At 69.5% G+C, this 17,743-nt stretch carries 15 protein-coding genes and 2 riboswitches; of the genes, 8 read left to right on the top strand and 7 right to left on the bottom strand.

Features of this window, described 5'->3' with window-relative positions; genetic code table 11:
* Window positions 1–5 precede the first annotated feature (5 nt).
* Window positions 6–199, bottom strand: a riboswitch (cobalamin riboswitch).
* Between the two features lie 42 nt (window positions 200–241).
* The 4 genes from cbiE to TBIF_RS22160 all read left to right on the top strand — a co-directional run bounded on the left by cbiE (window position 242) and on the right by TBIF_RS22160 (window position 3,651).
* Entirely contained in the window at window positions 242–1,492 is a 1,251-nt protein-coding gene (gene cbiE / locus TBIF_RS22175; RefSeq protein ID WP_024796934.1) for a precorrin-6y C5,15-methyltransferase (decarboxylating) subunit CbiE, read from the top strand.
* Entirely contained in the window at window positions 1,489–2,310 is an 822-nt protein-coding gene (locus TBIF_RS22170; RefSeq protein ID WP_024796933.1) for a cobalt-precorrin-4/precorrin-4 C(11)-methyltransferase, read from the top strand. The genes cbiE and TBIF_RS22170 overlap by 4 nt, the downstream gene beginning before the upstream one ends.
* Before the next feature lie 64 nt (window positions 2,311–2,374).
* Entirely contained in the window at window positions 2,375–2,950 is a 576-nt protein-coding gene (locus tag TBIF_RS22165; RefSeq protein WP_024796932.1) for a TerD family protein, read from the top strand.
* 26 nt (window positions 2,951–2,976) lie between these two features.
* Window positions 2,977–3,651, top strand: coding sequence for a TerD family protein (locus TBIF_RS22160; RefSeq protein WP_024796931.1), 675 nt, complete (start codon window positions 2,977–2,979; stop codon window positions 3,649–3,651).
* A 26-nt stretch (window positions 3,652–3,677) separates the two neighbouring features.
* On the opposite strand, the gene TBIF_RS22155 is transcribed toward TBIF_RS22160, so the two are convergent.
* Window positions 3,678–5,309 (bottom strand): acyl-CoA synthetase, encoded by a 1,632-nt coding sequence (locus TBIF_RS22155; protein WP_024796930.1) that lies wholly within the window; start codon window positions 5,307–5,309, stop codon window positions 3,678–3,680.
* Window positions 5,310–5,360: 51 nt separating this feature from the next.
* On the bottom strand, window positions 5,361–5,927 hold the full coding sequence (locus TBIF_RS22150) for a TetR/AcrR family transcriptional regulator (protein WP_024796929.1): 567 nt from the start codon (window positions 5,925–5,927) through the stop codon (window positions 5,361–5,363).
* Window positions 5,928–6,058: 131 nt separating this feature from the next.
* Here TBIF_RS22150 and TBIF_RS22145 point away from each other — a divergent pair, with 131 nt between their 5' ends.
* Window positions 6,059–7,072, top strand: coding sequence for an NADP-dependent oxidoreductase (locus TBIF_RS22145; RefSeq protein WP_024796928.1), 1,014 nt, complete (start codon window positions 6,059–6,061; stop codon window positions 7,070–7,072).
* Here the strand turns inward: TBIF_RS22145 and TBIF_RS22140 are convergent.
* The 3 genes from TBIF_RS22140 to TBIF_RS22130 are packed head-to-tail and all read right to left on the bottom strand — an operon-like array spanning window position 7,053 to window position 10,293.
* Complete coding sequence (locus TBIF_RS22140; RefSeq protein WP_024796927.1) at window positions 7,053–8,579, bottom strand: precorrin-2 C(20)-methyltransferase; 1,527 nt, start codon at window positions 8,577–8,579, stop codon at window positions 7,053–7,055. The two genes, TBIF_RS22145 and TBIF_RS22140, sit on opposite strands and share 20 nt — an antisense overlap.
* Window positions 8,576–9,232 carry a precorrin-8X methylmutase gene (locus TBIF_RS22135; protein WP_235174948.1) on the bottom strand — a complete coding sequence of 219 codons (657 nt, stop codon included), beginning with the start codon at window positions 9,230–9,232 and terminating at the stop codon, window positions 8,576–8,578. The genes TBIF_RS22140 and TBIF_RS22135 overlap by 4 nt, the downstream gene beginning before the upstream one ends.
* Window positions 9,229–10,293, bottom strand: coding sequence for a ferredoxin-like domain-containing protein (locus TBIF_RS22130; RefSeq protein ID WP_038172412.1), 1,065 nt, complete (start codon window positions 10,291–10,293; stop codon window positions 9,229–9,231). Before TBIF_RS22130 ends, TBIF_RS22135 begins: the two co-directional genes overlap by 4 nt.
* A gap of 36 nt (window positions 10,294–10,329) precedes the next feature.
* Window positions 10,330–10,522: riboswitch (cobalamin riboswitch) on the top strand.
* Window positions 10,523–10,540: 18 nt separating this feature from the next.
* Between TBIF_RS22130 and cobN the strand changes: the two genes are divergently transcribed.
* Window positions 10,541–14,140: a cobaltochelatase subunit CobN gene (cobN, locus tag TBIF_RS22125; protein WP_024796924.1), complete on the top strand. Its 3,600-nt coding sequence runs from the start codon at window positions 10,541–10,543 to the stop codon at window positions 14,138–14,140.
* Complete coding sequence (cobF, locus tag TBIF_RS22120; protein ID WP_200182744.1) at window positions 14,140–14,892, top strand: precorrin-6A synthase (deacetylating); 753 nt, start codon at window positions 14,140–14,142, stop codon at window positions 14,890–14,892. The genes cobN and cobF overlap by 1 nt, the downstream gene beginning before the upstream one ends.
* Window positions 14,893–14,946: 54 nt before the next feature.
* Here cobF and TBIF_RS22115 read toward each other — a convergent pair whose 3' ends face one another.
* Window positions 14,947–15,612 carry a class I SAM-dependent methyltransferase gene (locus tag TBIF_RS22115; protein ID WP_024796922.1) on the bottom strand — a complete coding sequence of 222 codons (666 nt, stop codon included), beginning with the start codon at window positions 15,610–15,612 and terminating at the stop codon, window positions 14,947–14,949.
* Between the two features lie 130 nt (window positions 15,613–15,742).
* On the opposite strand from TBIF_RS22115, the gene TBIF_RS22110 reads away from it, so the two are divergent.
* Window positions 15,743–16,360 (top strand): pentapeptide repeat-containing protein, encoded by a 618-nt coding sequence (locus tag TBIF_RS22110; protein ID WP_024796921.1) that lies wholly within the window; start codon window positions 15,743–15,745, stop codon window positions 16,358–16,360.
* Window positions 16,361–16,381: 21 nt separating this feature from the next.
* Here the strand turns inward: TBIF_RS22110 and TBIF_RS22105 are convergent.
* Window positions 16,382–17,743 (bottom strand): DUF222 domain-containing protein (locus tag TBIF_RS22105; RefSeq protein WP_024796920.1); only part of this gene is annotated, 1,362 nt, incomplete at its 5' end.

The raw sequence follows: 17,743 nt of genomic DNA, 5'->3' as shown, positions 1-17,743 counted from the left end.
TCGTTGTCTTCCATCAGTCCGGGGCCGGTCTTCGGACTTCCTGATCAACACCTGCCGAACGCCTTCCCAGACATCGAGTCCAGTGGCTGCGCGTCGCGCATGTTCGGCAAGCTCCCAGGTCACCGCAGCGGGCCTGTGTCGGATTCGCACCGACTTCCCGATTATCCCTGTGAGGGGCACCTCGGACTGTTGCTTTCCGCCCCACTGTAGCCCGCAGGGACGTCCGCTAGTCTTTGGCGTCATGAACCCTGTGATCACCGTCGTCGGCATCGGCGCCGACGGCTGGGAGGGGCTCGCGCCGCGCTCCCGCGACGTGGTGTTGGCCGCCGAGGTCCTACTCGGCGGCGCGCGCCATCTCGCGATGCTGCCCTCGGTCGCGGCGGTAGTCGAACCCTGGCCCTCCCCCCTCAGGCCAAACCTCGACGCGTTGCTGGGCCGGCATCTCGACCGCCGCGTGGTCGTGCTCGCGTCCGGGGACCCGCTGGTCTCCGGGATCGGCACCACCCTGATCGAGCTGTTGGGGCCGGACGCGGTGGAGGTGCTGCCCGCCGTCAGCTCCGTGGCGCTGGCCCGAGCCCGGATGCGCTGGAGCGCCGAGTCCACGGACGTGGTCACCGTCGTCGGACGCGACGTCGACGCCGCGCGCCGCTATTTCGGTGCAGGCCGACGGCTCATCGTCCTGTCCTCGGACCGCACCACGCCGGCGGAATTGGCCCGGCTGCTGGCCGTCGACGGCTTCGGCGCGAGCCGACTCACCGTCCTGTCGAACCTAGGCGTGGGCGACGAGTCCCGCATCGAGGGCACCGCGCTGGCCTGGGACGACACCCCCGTTCCCAACCTCAACATCGTCTGCGTGGACTGTCGCGCGGACACCCCCACCCGGCCCGGCTACTCCACCTCGCCGGGCCTGCCCGACGACGCCTACGCCAACGACGGCCAGCTCACCAAGCACCTGATCCGCGCCGCCGCGCTCGCCGCCCTCGCGCCGATGCCCGGCCAGCTGCTGTGGGACGTCGGCGGCGGGGCCGGCTCCATCGGCATCGAGTGGATGCGCACCGACCCGCGCTGCCAGGCCATCGCCGTCGAGCGCGACCCCGCCCGCGCCGCGCGCATCACCGCCAACGCCCGACGCCTCGGTGTCCCCGGCCTGCAGGTGGTGACCGGCTCCGCGCCGGCGGCCCTCGACGAGCTGGCGCTGCCCGACGCGGTCTTCCTCGGTGGCGGCGTCGCGCAGGAGGGCAACCTCGCGGCCTGCTGGAACGCGATGCTGCCCGGCGGGCGGCTCGTCGCGCACGCGGTCACCCTCGAGGGCGAGATGGCGCTCATCTCCCAGTGGCAACGCCGCGGCGGCGAGCTCAGCCGTATCAGCCTGGAGCAGGCCGCCCCCTTGGGCTCGCTCAGCGGCTGGACCCCGCGCCGCCCCGTCACGCAGTGGGCCGTGACGATCCCCTTCACCGACACTGAACTCACTAACGATGGGGTATTCCTGTGACCGTGCACTTCATCGGCGCCGGCCCCGGCGCGGCGGACCTGCTGACGCTGCGCGCCGCCCGCCTGCTCGCCGAGACCCCCGTCTGCCTCTACGCGGGCACCTATCTCGACGCGGAGGTGTTGGGGCACTGCGCCTCCGGCACCGAGCTGGTCGACACGCAGAACCTGGACCTCGACCAGATCATCGGGCACCTCGTCGAGGCCCACCGGCGCGGCCTCGATGCCGTCCGCCTGTGCTCGGGCGACCCGTCCATCTACTCCGCGCTGACCGAGCAGACCCGCCGCCTCGACGCAGCCGGCGTGCCCTGGGACGTGACGCCCGGGGTCCCCGCCTACGCCGCCGCGGCCGCGATCCTCGGCAAGGAGCTCACCGTGCCGGGCGAGGTCCAGACCGTGGTGCTCACCCGCACCCAGGCGCAGTCCACCGCGATGCCCGCGTCGGAGTCCCTGGCACGTGTTGCCGGGATCAAGGCGAGCATGGTTCTACACCTTGCGATCCGGCGCGTGCCGGCGCTCGTGGCGGACCTGCTGCCCGAGTACGGCGCGGACTGCCCCGTCGTGGTGGTCGCGCACGCCTCGCGGCCCAACCAACTGGTGCTGCGGGGGACGCTCAGCGACATCTCCACGCAGGTCGAGGCGTCCGGCCTCCGTCAGGCCGCCCTGATCTTCGTGGGCTCGGCGATGGGGCAGGCGAGCCCGTGCGGCATCGACTCCCACCTGTACGACCCCGCGCGGACGCGGCAGGACGGCGCGGTGGAGGAACCTGTGTCTGGGCCCCGCTCCTTCGCTGTCTCGACCTCCCGAAAATTGTGCAGTTAGGGTGAACCTGTACTCCGAACCTCAGCAATCCGCTGTGGCCGCATCGGCACTTGAAAGGGACATCATGAGCGTCAGCTTGACCAAGGGCGGAAACGTCTCCCTCACGAAGGCCGCGCCGAACCTGAAGGCGGTCGCAGTCGGCCTCGGCTGGGACGCGCGCACCACCACCGGCGCAGAGTTCGACCTCGATGCCAGCGCGATCGCCACGGGCACCGACAAGAAGGTCATCTCCGACCAGCACTTCATCTTCTTCAACAACCTCAAGTCCCCCGACGGCTCCATCGAGCACCTCGGCGACAACACCACCGGCGCCGGCGAGGGCGACGACGAGGTGATCAACGTCGACCTGGCGGCTGTGCCCACCGACATCCACACCGTGTTGTTCCCCGTCTCGATCTACGACGCAGAGACCCGCGCGCAGTCGTTCGGGCAGGTCCGCAACGCCTACATCCGCATCGTCGACCGCGCCAACGGCAGCGAGCTGGCCCGCTACGACCTGTCGGAGGATGCCTCCACCGAGACCGCGATGGTATTCGGCGAGCTCTACCGCAACGGCGCCGAGTGGAAGTTCCGCGCCATCGGCCAGGGCTACGACGCCGGCCTCGCGGGCATCGCCCGCGACTACGGCGTCAACCTCTAACCAGCCGGTTCGAAGAAGGAGCTCTCATGGCAATTGACTACACCCGGCGTCCCCGACCCCCAGCTGCGGCGCAGGGCGGAGTGAGCCTGAGCAAGGTCAGCCTCACGAAGTCCGCGCCGACAGTCAGCCTGACTAAGTCAGGTGCGAATCAGGGCCCGCTGCGGGTGAACCTGAACTGGTCGCAGGGACAGCCGAAGAAGGCGGGGTTCTTCGCCAAACTCGCCGGCGTCGGCACCGGCGGCGTGGACCTCGACCTCGGCTGCCTCTACGAACTCGCCAACGGTGAGAAGGGTGTCATCCAGGCCCTCGGCCACGCGTTCGGCTCCATGCACGGCGCACCGCACATCCAGCTCGATGGCGACGACCGCACCGGCACCGTCGTCGGCGGCGAGAACATGCACATCGACTTGTCGAAGCCGGACGTTTTCAAGCGGATTCTCATCTTCGCGATGATCTACGACGGCGCACCGAACTGGGCCGCCGTCGATGGCGTCGTGACCCTGTTTCCCGCCTCGGGGCCCGAGGTTGAGGTCAAGTTGGACGCGGCTGGCGGCAATGCGCGGATCTGTGCGATCGCGTTGCTGCAGAACGATGGCGCGGGGATGAGCGTGACCCGTGAGGTCCAGTACATCGATGGCGACCAGAGCGCCCTCGACCGCGCCTATGGGTGGGGCCTGCGCTGGGCGGCTGGCAGGAAGTAGTCCGCCCGGCACGGCGGGTGGCGGGTTTAGTCGACGCAGTGGTCGGGCCCGCGACTCGCCGCGAGCTCCTTCGCCCAGCGGTAGTCCGGCTTGCCGCTGGGGCTGCGCACCACCTCGGCGACGATCCAGAACGCCCGGGGGATCTTATAGCCGGCCAGGTGGCTGCGGCTGTGCTGCTCCACGCTGGCAAAGTCCGGCACCCGCCCGTCGCGCGCCTGCACCACGGCCGCGACGCGGTGGCCCCAGCGCTCGTCTGGCACCCCGATCACGATGGCGTCGTAAATCTCTGGGTGGGCCTTGACTGTCGCCTCGACCTCCTCGGTGAACACCTTCTCGCCGCCGGCGTTGATCACCATGTTGCCGCGACCGAGCAGCGTGATCGAGCCGTCGTCCTCGATCCGGGCCCGATCCCCGGTCACCACGGCCCGCCCGCCGTCGATCTCGCGGAAGATCTCCGCCGACTTCACCGGGTCCTTGTAGTAGCCCAGCGGGACATTGCCGATCTTCGCCAGCCAGCCCTCCGACCCGGAGCCCGGCGCCAGCACCCGGTTCTCGTCGTCGACGACGACCGAATACTTGTTGGCCCCCACCTTCGGCCCACCACGCTGTTCGAATCCCTTGGTGGCGAACCCGATGCCGCCGAAGCCCGTCTCGGAGGAGCCCACCGAATCGGAGATCAGCAGGTTGGGCAGCGCCGCGAAGAAGTCGTCCTTGACCGCCCCGGAGAACAGTGCCGCGTCGGAGGCGACCACGCCCAGGCTCGACACGTCCGCCGTGGCGCCCGCAAGCGCGTCGACCAGCGGCCGTCCCATCGCGTCCCCGGTAATCACCATCACCGTCGCGCCGTGTCGGCCGATCAGCTCCCACGTCCGGGCGGCGTCGAATTTCGCGTCGTAGATCACGATGTTGCCCGCGAACAGCGCGGTGAAGGTGGGCATCAGCGCGGAGGTGTGGATGAGCGGCGGCAGCACTAGCAGGCGCATCTGCTCGCTGGCCAGCCCGAGGCGGGACTGCTGGTACTCATCGGCCATCGGCTCACCGGTGAAGAAGTCTTGGCCGCCCCCGAGCACCCGCCACATGTCCTCCTGACGCCACACCACGCCCTTGGGCCGCCCGGTGGTGCCGCCGGTGTAGAGGATGTACACGTCGTCGCCGCTGCGTTCGTCGAAGCCGCGATCCGACGACGCGGCCGCGAGCTCCTGCTCGTAGCGCACTGCGCCGGGGACGGTCACTGGCGCGTCGGGGTCTGCGGGCGCCAGCACATCCGGCACCTCGATCAGATGCCGCATCCGCGGGCTGGCGGCCGCGACCTCCGCGACGAGGTCACCGAACCCCCGGTGGAAGACCAGCGCGTCCAGGTCGGCGTCGTCATAGAGGTACGTCAGCTCGTCTGCGGTATAGCGGTAGTTGACGGTCAGGGGGACCGCGCGGATCTTGAAGGCGGCCAGCACCGCCTCCATGGTCTCGATCGAATTGTGCATCTGGATGCCGATGTGCGAGCCGGCCCCGAAACCGGCCGACGCCAGGTGGTGCGCGAGCCGGTTCGCACGCTCATCAAGCTCCCGGTAGGTCAGCTGCCGGCCCTCCGCGATCAGGGCTATCCGATCCCCCATCGCATCCACCGCATGCTCGAATAGGTCCGCGAACGTGTTGGCCATGCGTTCTCCCTTGATTCGGTCGATCAACCACTGTGCTGTGGGCTGCTCCGGTCAGGCGCCGCCCAAAATCATCGTCGCGGCCAGTTCTAGCCGGTCCGCGAGCCGCTCATAGGTGCCGTAGCCCATGCCCGCCCGAAGCAGCGCCCCCGCGTAAAGCAGTTCCAACGTCTCGAGGACGTCCGGGTCGAAACCCTCCCCCAGAGCCGCTTCCAGGCGCCCGTGGATCTCCACCCCGATCCGCATGCGCAGATGCTCGACGTCGGGGTCGCTGCCGAGCAGGGCATTGGTGACCGCGGAGGAGAGCCCTGGCTCATCGGCGAGCAGCAGAGCGATATCGCGGAGTACCGCGACCACCCGCGCCTTCTGGTCCAGACCGTTCAGATCGTGCCGCGGCGACTGCGAGAGCCGACGCCAGAAGACCTCGGCGACCAGATGCTCCTTCGACGAGAAATAGGTGTACGCGGTGGCCGGGCCGACTCCCGCATGCGCCGCGACCATGCGCACGGTCAGTCCGGCGAAATCCTCTTCGCGGAGCACCGCGACGGCCGCATCGCACAACTTGCTGACGGTGTCAGCCTGCTTGGGTGTGAGCCGACGCCGGGTGGACTCAAAACTAATACTAGACACATGTCTGGACATTACTATGATTTTACGAACGGGACAAGACGCCACCGCGTCGATCGCGGTGCGAGACTGGGTGCGAGGGCGGCTACCCGCCCCAACCGCTCCACACCCTGGAAGGAACCACCATGGCCCCCAGCAATACCCAGGTCCGACTGGCCCAGCGCCCCGTCGGCCTCCCCGACGACTCCACGTGGGAGATCACCACGGAGCCCGCACCCGAGCCCGGCCCGGGTGAGTTCACCGTCCAGGTCGGCTACCTCTCCCTCGATCCGGCGATGCGCGGCTGGCTAGATGACGTCCGCTCCTACGTGCCGCCGGTCCAGATCGGCGAGGTGATGCGGGCCCATGCCGTGGGCCGGGTGGTCGAGTCGCGCCATGAGGGGTTCGCGGTGGGCCAGTTGGTGTCCGGAATGTTCGGTGCCTGCGAGTATGCGGTGTCGGATGGGACCGGCGCGATGGCGGTCGACGAGTCGGTGGCGCCGCCCGCCGCCTGGCTGGGCGCGCTCGGATTCCCGGGCATGACGGCGTACTTCGGCCTGATCGATGTCGGCAAGATCGTCGCGGGCGACACCGTCTTGATCTCCGGCGCGGCGGGGGCCGTGGGCAGCGTCGCCGGGCAGATCGCGAAGAGCAGGGGGTGCCGGGTGATCGGCATCGCCGGCGGCCCCGAGAAATGCGCCTGGCTCACAGAGGAGTTGGGCTTCGACGCCGCTATCGACTACCGGGCGGGGTCCTTCGGCCGCGCCCTGCACGAGGCGGCGCCCAAGGGCATCGATGTGTACTTCGACAACGTGGGCGGCGACATCCTCAACTCGGCCCTCGCCGTGCTGCGCAGGAACGCCCGCGTCGTGATCTGTGGGGCGATCTCCGGCTACAACGCCACCGAGCCACCGCCCGGCCCGTCCCGCTATCTGTCGCTGCTGATCAACCGGGCCACCATGGCCGGTTTCATCATCTTCGACTACGCCGACCGGTACCCGGAGGCCATGGCGGCGCTGAGCGGCGCTGTCCGCGACGGCAGCCTCGTCGCCCGCGAGCAGGTGGAGGCCGGCGGTGTCGCCGATTTCGGCCGGACGCTGAACATGCTCTTCGACGGCCGGAACACCGGAAAGCTGGTGCTCAAGATCGCGGACCTCTGACCGACCGCGCCGTCCACACCCGTCCGGACTCGGTGACGACGGTGTTCGATGAGCCGACGATGAGCAGGCACTTCATGTCGACGCTCTCGCAGTCGAGCTCGCCGAGGGTGGTGACCTCGAGGGTCTCGCCCGGCCGGCCGATGTCGCGGCCGATCACCACGACGGTCTCCGCGGGCCGGTGCCGCATGAGCACCTTGCGCGCGTCCGAGACCTGCGTGGTGCGCGAGCGCGAGGCCGGGTTGTAGACCGCGAGCACGAGGTCGGCGCCAGCGACCGCGGCGAGGCGGCGCTCGATCACCGGCCACGGCTTGAGCCGGTCGGACAGGCTCAGCACCGCGAAATCGCCGCCGATGGGCGCGCCGGCGCGGGCCGCGACGGCCTGCACCGCGCTCACACCGGGCAGCACCCTGATTCCCACCTGCGCGTACTTGGGGTCCTGTGCGGCCTCGAACACGGCGGCGGCCATGCCGAACACGCCCGCGTCGCCGCCGGAGATCACGGCCACGGACTCCCCGCCCAGCGCCAAGTCGAGGGCGTGCCGGGCGCGGTCGACCTCGACGGTATTGCCGGTGGAGTGCCGCAGCTGCCCCGCCCGCACGGGGACGCGATCCACGTAGGGGCCGTAGCCGATCAGGTGCTCTACCTGCGCCAACGCGTCGCTCACCTCGGGGGTGACCCACTCGGGGCCAGCCGGTCCGACGCCGACGACGAGGACCTCCGCACCCGACGGCGCCGGCACCACGGCAGTTTCTGAGACGACCGCGCGGGAACGGTCCTCGACGCCGCGGTTGCGCGGGGCGCTGTCCCCCGGCGCGAGGATCACGGAGAAGTACGGGACGGTGGCCGGGTCGACCTCGCGCACCGGGCACATCGTCTGCTCGGCCATCGACGCGCGCTCGACGTAGACCGCGTCGTCGAGCCGTCCGGCCTGCGCCAGCGCCGAGCGCACGGCCGGGAACGTGCGGCCAAGCTTCATGATCGCGACGCCGTCGGAGTCCGCGAGCCTGCGCGCGAGCTCGGCCTCGGGCAGCGTGCCGGGCAGGATCGTCATGACATCGGTGCGGCGCACCAGCGGCAGCGCGGCGGCGGCCGACGCGGCAGACACGGAGGTCACGCCCGGCACCACCTCGGCGGGGAAGCGCGAGGCGAGCCGGTCGTGAAGATACATATAGGAGCCGTAGAACATCGGGTCGCCCTCGGCGAGCACCACCACGGTGCGGTCGGCGGCCAGGTGTCCGGCGAGGATCTCGGCCATCTCGTCGTAGAACTCCGCGATGGCGCCGTCGTAGCCGCCAGGATGATCCGTGGTCCCCGTTGTCACGGGGTAGACCATCGGGACCTCGATCACGCCCTCCGGAATCAGGTCGGCGGCGATCCCGCGCGCGATCGAGCGGCCGTGGGTGCCGGAGTAGTAGGCGATGACGTCCGCCTCGGCGACCAGCCGGGCCGCCTTGCGGGTGACCAGCTCTGGGTCTCCGGGGCCCAGGCCCACACCGTAAAGAGTCATTCCTGCTCCTGCGCAATCGAGTTGATGGCCGAGGACGCCATTGCGGAGCCGCCGCGGCGGCCACGCACGGTTAGAAATGGGATGCCGAGCCCGTGGGCGGCCAGGGCGTCTTTGGACTCCGCCGCCCCGATGAACCCGACGGGCACGCCGATGATCGCGGCGGGGCGGGGGCCGCCCGCGTCGATGAGCTCGAGCAGGTGGAACAGGGCCGTGGGCGCGTTGCCGATCGAGACGATGGCGCCCTCGAGTCGATCACCCCACAGGGAGACGGCGGCGGCGGAACGCGTTGTGCCCCAACGCTCCGCGAGCCCGAGCACCCGCTCATCGCGGAGCATGCAGATCACGTCGTTGTCCGCGGGCAGACGCTTCCGAGTGACGCCGGAGGCCACCATGTTCGCGTCGGTGAAGATCGGCGCGCCGGCCTGCAGCGCGGCCCGCGCGGAGGAGACGAGCTGGGGATGGATGACGAGGTCCCGTGTGAGGTCGACCTGCCCGCAGGCGTGCACCATCCGCACCGCCACCTTCTCCGCCTCCGCGGGGATCACGGATAGGTCGGCCTCCGCGCGGATCGTCGCGAAGGACGCGACGTAGATGGCCGCCCCGTCCGTCTCGTACTCGTAGCGGCGCGGCGGCGCGCTGATGATGTGGTTCACTGCATACTCCTGACAAGAACACGATCGTGGTCGAAAGTCGGTGCGCCGCAAGATCGCTCGCACCCGATGACATGGACTGGATGCGGCGCTCCGGCAGCCGCGAGCTTTCGAGCTACGACCCGGGTGTCCCCGGCAGATTTCGCGCAGCCCGGTGCGCCGACGCAGGCCGTGACCCTGGCCCACGCCGAGTCGGCGGTCACCGCAAGCCCGACGGCCGCCAACGGGGCCAGGTCGGTGACGCCGGCCAGGACCAGCCCGCGCCAGGGTGTCACCACTACGTCACTGCCGCCTCCGAGCGCGGAGATCTGTTGCGGCCCAAGCACACCCAACGGAGCCAATACGGAGGCCGCCCCATCGAGGAGCCCGTAGCGCATCGGCTCCGACTGCGGCGGCGCGTCCGGCTCAGGCGACGAGAGCAACCCGCGGCCGCCGTCGGGCAGCTTCCGCGTGTTCCACACGCCCCCCGCGGTGGCGAGGAATGCGCGGGCGAGATCCAGCATCCCGACGGGGACATCGCCCGCCGCCACGAGGGGGCCCGCGAACGCGCCGACGCCGAGCCGCGCCGAGCCGCCATCCTCGAAGCGGGCCCACACGTCGGGACGCAGACCGGAGAGGTCTCCGCGGCCGTCGTCCACGCCGAACAGGAACCGGCCCGAGAGCCCCTCGAGGCCTGGATCCGCGCACAGCAGCCGGTCTAGCTCTGGGACCAGCGACCGAATGTCCGCGCGCCCGCCCGCGATACCACTCAGCGGTGAGGCCACGATGTTGCGTGCCCGCTCGTGCGTTGGGGACGGCAGCAACCCAGTCTCGACGAGCCCCGCGATGAAGGCCTCGGGCAGCGGGTCTGAAAGCCCTCTGATCTGCAGGTTACCTCGGGAAGTGAGGTGCACGTCGCCGTCGCCGAACTCGCCGGACAGCGTCCCCAGCGCCGTCAGCGCCGTCGCCGAAATCTGCCCGCCGGGCAGCCTCAGGCGGACCAGCGCGCCGTCGGCCGCGGCGTGCGGCCGCAGCGCGCCGGGGCAGCGGTCGGGGGATGGAAGATCGAGGATCGAGGATGGCACCGGCACATACTGGCACAGCCGGAAATGGGCGTCAGCTACCCTCTAGCCAGTCGTGGTTAACGGGAAGCCGGTGTGAAACCGGCGCGGCCCTCGCCACTGTAAACGAGTAGTTGAGCAGACTTTCCCGAGGCAGATCTTGCCGAGGGGGCCACTGGGCGCAAGCCCGGGAAGGCCGTCTGACCAGCGTTGATCCGTAAGCCAGGAGACCGACCGCGACTGTCATATCCACGAGGGTTTTGGGAGAGACATGACTCGAATTGTGCTTTTGTCGACGTCCGACACGGATTTGCTGTCTGCCCGGGCGTCTGGGGCCGACTTCGCGCTCGGCAACCCCACCCGCCTCGACGCCACAGGGCTGACCAGGCTGCTCGACGGCGCGGACGTGGTGATCGTCCGGATCCTCGGCTCCGCCCGCTCCTGGCAGGACGGCCTCGACCAGGTCCTCGCCGGGACCGCCCCCGTGGTGGTGCTCGGCGGCGAGCAGACCCCCGACGCCGAGCTGATGGGCCACTCCACAGTCCCCGTCGGCACCGCCGCGCAGACGCACCACTACCTGGCGTTCGGCGGCCCCGAGAACCTGGCGCAACTGCACGGCTTCCTGTCCGACACGCTGCTGATGACGGGCGACGTGTTCGAGCCGCCTGCCGAGCTGCCCACCTGGGGGATCTCCCGCGCGGACAGCACACTCCCCAAGGTCGGGATCCTCTACTACCGCGCCCACCACGCCAGCGGCAACAGCGGCTTCGCCCAGGACCTGGCCGACGCCGTCGATGAGACCGGCAAAGCCGTCGGCATCCCGATTTTCTGCTCCTCGCTGCGCGGCGCGCCAGCCGATCTGCTGGCCGAACTGTCCACCCTGGACGCCCTCGTGGTCACCGTGCTCGCGGCCGGCGGCACCAAGCCCGCGCAGGCCAGCGCCGGCGGCGACGACGAGTCCTGGGATGTGGCGGCGCTCGCCGAGCTGGACATCCCCATCCTGCAGGCGCTGTGCCTGACCTGGGACCGAGACACTTGGGCCGGCTCCGACGAGGGCGTCTCGCCCATGGACTCCGCCAGCCAGATCGCGGTCCCCGAGTTCGACGGCCGCATCATCACCACCGCCTTCTCGTTCAAGGAGTTCGACCGCGACGGCCTGCCCCACTACGTCACCGACCCGGAGCGTTGCCGCCGCGTCGCGGGCATCGCCGTCGGCCACGCGGTCCTGCGGCACGTCCCGCCGGCGGAGCGCAAGGTCGCGATAGTGCTCTCCGCGTACCCGACGAAACACTCCCGCGTAGGCAACGCCGTCGGCCTGGACACCCCCGTCTCCGCGGTGCGCCTGCTGCGCGCCATGCACGACGCGGGATACAACCTGGGCTCACCCGACGAGCGGCCCTGGCTCTCAATGGATCCCAGCGGCGACGATGCCGAGGAAGGGAACCTCCTGATCCACTCGCTGATCGCCGCGGGCGGCCAGGACGAGGAGTGGCTTACCGCCGAGGACCTCGCTGGCAATCCCGTGCGGGTGAGCCCCGAGCAGTATCGGGAGTGGACCAAGCACCTGCCCACCGAGCTAACCGACGCGATGCGCGAGACGTGGGGCGACGGCGTCGGCGAGCTGTTTGTGGATGCCGACGGAGCGATCGTCCTCGCGACCCTGCAGGCTGGCAACGTCGTCATCATGATCCAACCGCCGCGCGGGTTCGGCGAGAACCCGGTGGCGATCTACCACAGCCCCGATATGCCGCCCTCGCACCACTATCTGGCCGCCTACCGCTGGGTGGAGAACGAGTTCGGCGCGCACGCCGTCGTGCACCTGGGCAAGCACGGCTCGCTTGAGTGGTTGCCCGGCAAGAACGCGGGGCTGTCGGCGTCGTGCGGCACCGACGCCGCGATCGGCAACCTGCCGCTGATCTATCCGTTCCTGGTCAACGACCCCGGCGAGGGCGCGCAGGCCAAGCGGCGCGCGCACGCGATCATCATCGATCACCTCATCCCGCCCATGGCCCGCGCCGAGTCCTACGGCGACATCGCGCGCCTGGAGCAACTGCTCGACGAGCACGCGAACATCTCCGCGATGGACCCGTCGAAACTACCGGCCATCCGCGCGCAGATCTGGACGCTCATGGAGGCCGCGAAGCTCGACCGCGACTTGGGCCTCGAGAACCGGCCCGACGAGGAGGTCTTCGACGAATTCCTCCTGGACGTCGACGGCTGGCTGTGCGAGATCAAGGATGCGCAGATCCGCGACGGCCTGCATATCCTCGGCGAGGCCCCCGACCGCGAGGGCCGCATCAACCTGGTCGTCTCCATGCTCCGCGCCGCGCAGATCTGGGGCGGCAAGTCCCACGCGCTGCCGGGCCTGCGGACCGCCCTCGGTCTGGCGGAGGGGGCTGATTCCAAGGCCACCGACGCCGCCGAGAAGACCGCCCGCACGCTGGTCATCGCGATGGAGGACGCCGGTTGGGCCGCCGCGGAGGCGCCCGTCGTCGTGCTGGAAACCCTTGGGCGCGAGGATGCTCCGGTCACCGAGATCCTCGAGTTCGCGGCCGAGCAGATCGTGCCGCGCCTGGCGGCGACCACCAACGAGATGACCGCCATCCTGCACGCGCTCGACGGCGGCTACATCCCCGCCGGCCCGTCCGGCTCCCCGCTGCGCGGCCTGGTCAACGTGCTGCCCACCGGCCGTAACTTCTACACCGTCGACCCGAAGGCCGTCCCCAGCCAGCTCGCCTACGAGACCGGCGCGGCAATGGCCGACTCCCTCCTCGAGCGCTATAAGTCCGAGACCGGGGAGTACCCGCCGTCCGTCGGGCTCTCGGTGTGGGGCACCTCCGCCATGCGCACCGCGGGCGACGATATCGCAGAGGTCCTAGCCCTCATCGGCGTTCGGCCCCGCTGGGACGCCGAGTCCCGCCGGATCACGGATCTGGCGGTCATCGACCTCAAGGAGCTCGGCCGACCGCGCATCGACGTCACCGTCCGCATCTCGGGGTTCTTCCGCGACGCGTTCCCGCACGTGATCGGCATGCTCGACGACGCCTTCGAGATGGTCGCGACGCTCGACGAGCCCGGCGAGATGAACTTCATCAAGGCCCACGCCGAGCGCGATATCGCCGAGCACGGCGATGAAAGACGCGCCCGCACAAGGATCTTCGGCTCCAAGCCGGGCGCGTACGGCGCGGGCATCCTGCCGCTGATCGAGTCCGGCAACTGGCGCGACGACGGCGACCTCGCCGAGGTCTACACCTCCTGGGGCGGCTTCGCCTACGGCCGCGACCTGCACGGAGAGCCGGCCGCCGAGGACATGGCCTCGAACTACAAGCGCATCGCCGTGGCCGCGAAGAACACCGACACCCGCGAGCACGACATCGCCGACTCCGACGACTACTTCCAGTACCACGGCGGCATGATCGCCACCGTCCGCGCGCTCACCGGCCGCGCCCCGCGCTCCTATATCGGCGACTCCACCGTGCCCGACGCGATCCGCACCCGCTCGCTCGCCGAGGAGACCGCCCGGGTCTTCCGCTCCCGCGTGGTCAACCCGCGCTGGCTCGAGGCGATGCGCCGGCACGGATATAAGGGCGCGTTCGAGATGTCCGCGACCGTCGACTACCTCTTCGGCTACGACGCCACCACAGGCGTGGTACACGACTGGATGTACGAGTCCCTCGCCCAGACCTACGCCCTAGACCAGGTCAACCAGGATTTCCTGCGCGACGCCAACCCCTGGGCCCTCCGAGGGATCATCGAGCGGCTCACCGAGGCCGCCGACCGCGGGCTCTGGGCCGAGCCCGACCCGAACACCTTGGCCGACATGCGCCAGGCGTACCTCGACGTCGAGGGCGATCTGGAGGACCGCGGCTGATGCGACGCGCGTTGCTGATCGGCATTGGGGCCGGCGGGCTGGACCAGCTCACGGTCGAGGCCGTCGCCGCGATCAATGACGCCGACGTGTTCCTGGTGGCCGCGAAGAATAGAGGCGTCGACGACCTGGAGACCCTGCGCAAGGCCATCCTGCGACGCCATCGAGCCGCCACCGACTACCGCGTGATCAAGGTGCCTGATCCCGAGCGGGACCGCGACCCGACGGATTACGGTGCGGCTGTGCGGGATTGGCACGAGGCCCGCGCCGCCGCCTACGAGTCCGTGATCGCCGCGGAGGTCCCCGAGGGCGGCACATGCGCATTCCTCGTCTGGGGCGATCCGAGCCTGTACGACTCCACCATCCGAGTCGTCGAGCGCATCCGCACGCGCGGCAACCTGGAACTAGAGTATGAGGTGCTGCCGGGCGTGAGCAGCGTGCAACTCCTCGCAGCTCGACATCGACTGGTGCTCAATCGCATTGGCGGTCCGATCACGATCACCACCGGGCGAGGGCTGGCCCGTGATGTCGCGGCCGGGGCGGACAACATCGTTGTCATGCTGGACAAGGACCTTGCCGCCGCAGCCCTGCCCGGCGACTGGGATATCTATTGGGGCGCGAACCTCGGGACGCCGGACGAGGAGCTCGTCGCCGGACGACTGTCGAAGGTGCTCGAGGATATCCACGCGGCCCGCGAGCGCGCCGCCAGCGCCCGCGGCTGGGTCATGGACACCTACCTGATCCGCCGCGCCTGAGCCCCAGCGTCGTCGGAGCTCTAGGGTCGTCGGAGTTCTAGGGTCGTCGGAGTTCTAGTGTCGCTTGATCACCACCACGGCGTCCGTCAGTTCCGTCTGGCCCGACGGGTGCTCGACTGCTGGCCGGGTGCGCGTCTCCGCTGTGATGGTCTCCCACTCGCCCGGCGCCTCGGCGAGCACCGCCCGGATCTCCGCCGGTGTCAGCAGCATGCCGTGCCGATGGTCGCCGAAGTCCAGGTGCACGGGCGCGTGTCCCGCAACGAGTAGCGTGCCGCCCCGCGCCACCGCAGACGCCAGCGTCATCATCGCGCGCGTGAAGTCCGGCTCCTCCAGGTGGAAGTATTGGGCGCTGACCAGGTCGAAGCCCTCCACCGGCGGCGTCCACTCAAGCAGATCCGCCTGCAACCACGTGATGGCCCGATCCCCGGCATGCCCCCGCGCGCGGTCGAGGGCCACCTGCGAGATGTCGACGGCCGTCACCGTCCAACCGTGGTCGGCCAGCCAAATCGCGTCGGCCCCCTCCCCCGCGCCGACCTCGAGGGCCCGGCCCGGAGCCAGCTTCGAGGCCTCGATCTCGAGCTGGGCGTTCGGGTTTCCGCTCCACATCGCGTGGTGCTCGCGGTAGCGCTCGTCCCAATACTCCGGCCCTGTCTCCTCGGGCGGCGGCGCGTGGTCATGTCCGTGGTCCGGCGCGCGCTCGTCTGCTCGGTGTTTCGCCATGCCGTCCAGAGTTTCACACCAGCACTCCCGCTGCCATGGATTGCCGATCCGGAAAAGATCAGACACCGATTCGCGGCCCACACCCACTGGGCGCCAAGCCGGGGTCCGGGTCCAAGGCACACTGGTCGTCATGACCGGCACCGATCTTGACGACCAGCACTTCGACGGCGAGAACTACTCTGACGCGGATTTCACCCAGGAGTCCTGGCGCGGCCGCACCTATACGGACTGCAGCTTCCGCGATGCCGAGCTGACCGGCCTGCGCACCGAGAACGTCACATTCAACGGCTGCGATTTCACCGGCGCCACCCTCATCGACTCCGAGCACTCCGGCAGCGCATTCCGCAACTGCCACTTCGAGTACACCAGCATGTGGCAGAGCGTCTTCGCCCATTCGAGCTTCATGGGCAGCGTCTTCAGCGACACCCGGGTGCGCCCGCTCAAGCTGGTGGAGGTGGACTTCACGCTGACCGCCCTCGGCGAGATCGACCTGCGCGGCGTGGACCTGTCCGGCTGCCGCTTGCGCGAGGCGAACCTGGTGCGCGCCGACCTGCGCAAGGCGATCCTTCGCAATGCGGACCTAACCGGCGCGCGCACCGGCGGGCTCAAGCTCGACGAGGCGGACCTACGTGGCGCGCGCGTGGATGCGGGCCTGTGGACCAGCGCCTCGCTGCGCGGCGTGAAGATCGAGATGGAGCAGGCCATCTCCTACGCTTCGGCGCACGGCCTAGTTGTCGAGATGAGCTAGAACCTCCGTACCGCGGCCGGCTCAGCGGCGGTCATCGGCTGGTGGGCCGAGGTCGTGAAGTTCGCGTAGGCGGCGGTTGAGCTCGCGTGCACGACGTCGCCGCGCATGCTTGTCCGCCGTCCTCGTGCGGGAACGCTGCGGACCAGGACCGCCAGAGTCGAGATCATCCGGTGTGGTGGTGGGTCCGCGTGGTGGCGGTTTCTGGAACCGCACCGTCCGCAACGCTGGGAACAGGGCCTCGTTGTTGTGGCCGCGGCCAAGGACCGTGATGCCATCCGGGCTGGTCACCGTGACCCGGGTAAAGCCCTCGGCATCGACAAACTGATCGTCGAGCCACTCCCCGAATGTTTTGATCAGATGGTGGTAGCGGCATTTGGTGTTGGCATCGCGCGCGCAGGTTTGCCCGCCCGCCGCGGGATGGCGGTGGTTGAACTCGTCAACATGATCGAGATCCGACGCCCACGCTGGTTTATTGCACCCCGGGAACACGCAGTAGCCGTCCCTCGCGCGGATGAAGGTGTCGAGTGCGGCGGAGAACCGGTACGGATCCCCCGGCTGATGGGTGGGCAGTGTTTGCCCGGGCTTTGGGTTCAACGGCCTGACAATCGCATCAGGCCGTGCCGCGATGGCACGGACGTGGTCGGCCGTGATCACGCCATAGCCGTCGAGGAACCCCGAACGCTCCGACTCACGAGGCCCGGAATCGCCCGGCCGGTCATCAACTGGGCTGTCACTGTCACTGTCACTGTCGGGACTGGGGCCGCCATCGCCCGAACCGTCATCACCAGGCCCCTCGTCTGGATTGTCTTCGTCCGGATCGCCGTCGCCGTCCGATCCGGAACTGTCCTCGTTGAGGGTCTCGTCCTGGCAGATCACGTGCACAACAATCCGGGCATGCCGATCACTCATACCGCCTTCCGATGGGGTGGCGGCGCAATCCTCGCGCTCGCACTGACACATGACCGCGAGGCCTTGGAGCGTCTGCATCGCGGCGTCGGAGCGGCGGGCGTTCTTCTTGCGCGGATCGTGGGGGCAGATCGCAGCGGCAATCAGTGCTTCGACCGCGGCCATCGCCAACTGCCCATCTTCCGCGGCGGCGGTGATCCCAAAATGCGCCATCCCATCGGGCCGGGGGCGGAGTGTGGCGGTGCGCCGGACCAAGGCCTGTTCGGCGCGGCGGCGCATCGCGTCGGGGTCATGGGCGAAGATCGCCCGGTTCGCGAGGTCGCGCAGACGGCGGGTGGAGCCGGCGCCGTTGTCGCAGAGCTCTTGCGCGATCTGTTTGTCGACGTGCGGGGCGCTGGGCCAACCGTCGACAAGATCGGTGGCGGAGACCAATTGTTGGAATTGCTGTTGGTTGATGGTGCCGTCGTAGAGGCAGCG

The organism is Tomitella biformata AHU 1821, from assembly GCF_000524475.1.
In the GTDB taxonomy this organism is placed as follows: Bacteria; Actinomycetota; Actinomycetes; order Mycobacteriales; family Mycobacteriaceae; genus Tomitella; species Tomitella biformata.
Note: the sequence above shows the minus strand (reverse complement) of the source record. Positions and strands in the feature narration are given on the sequence as shown.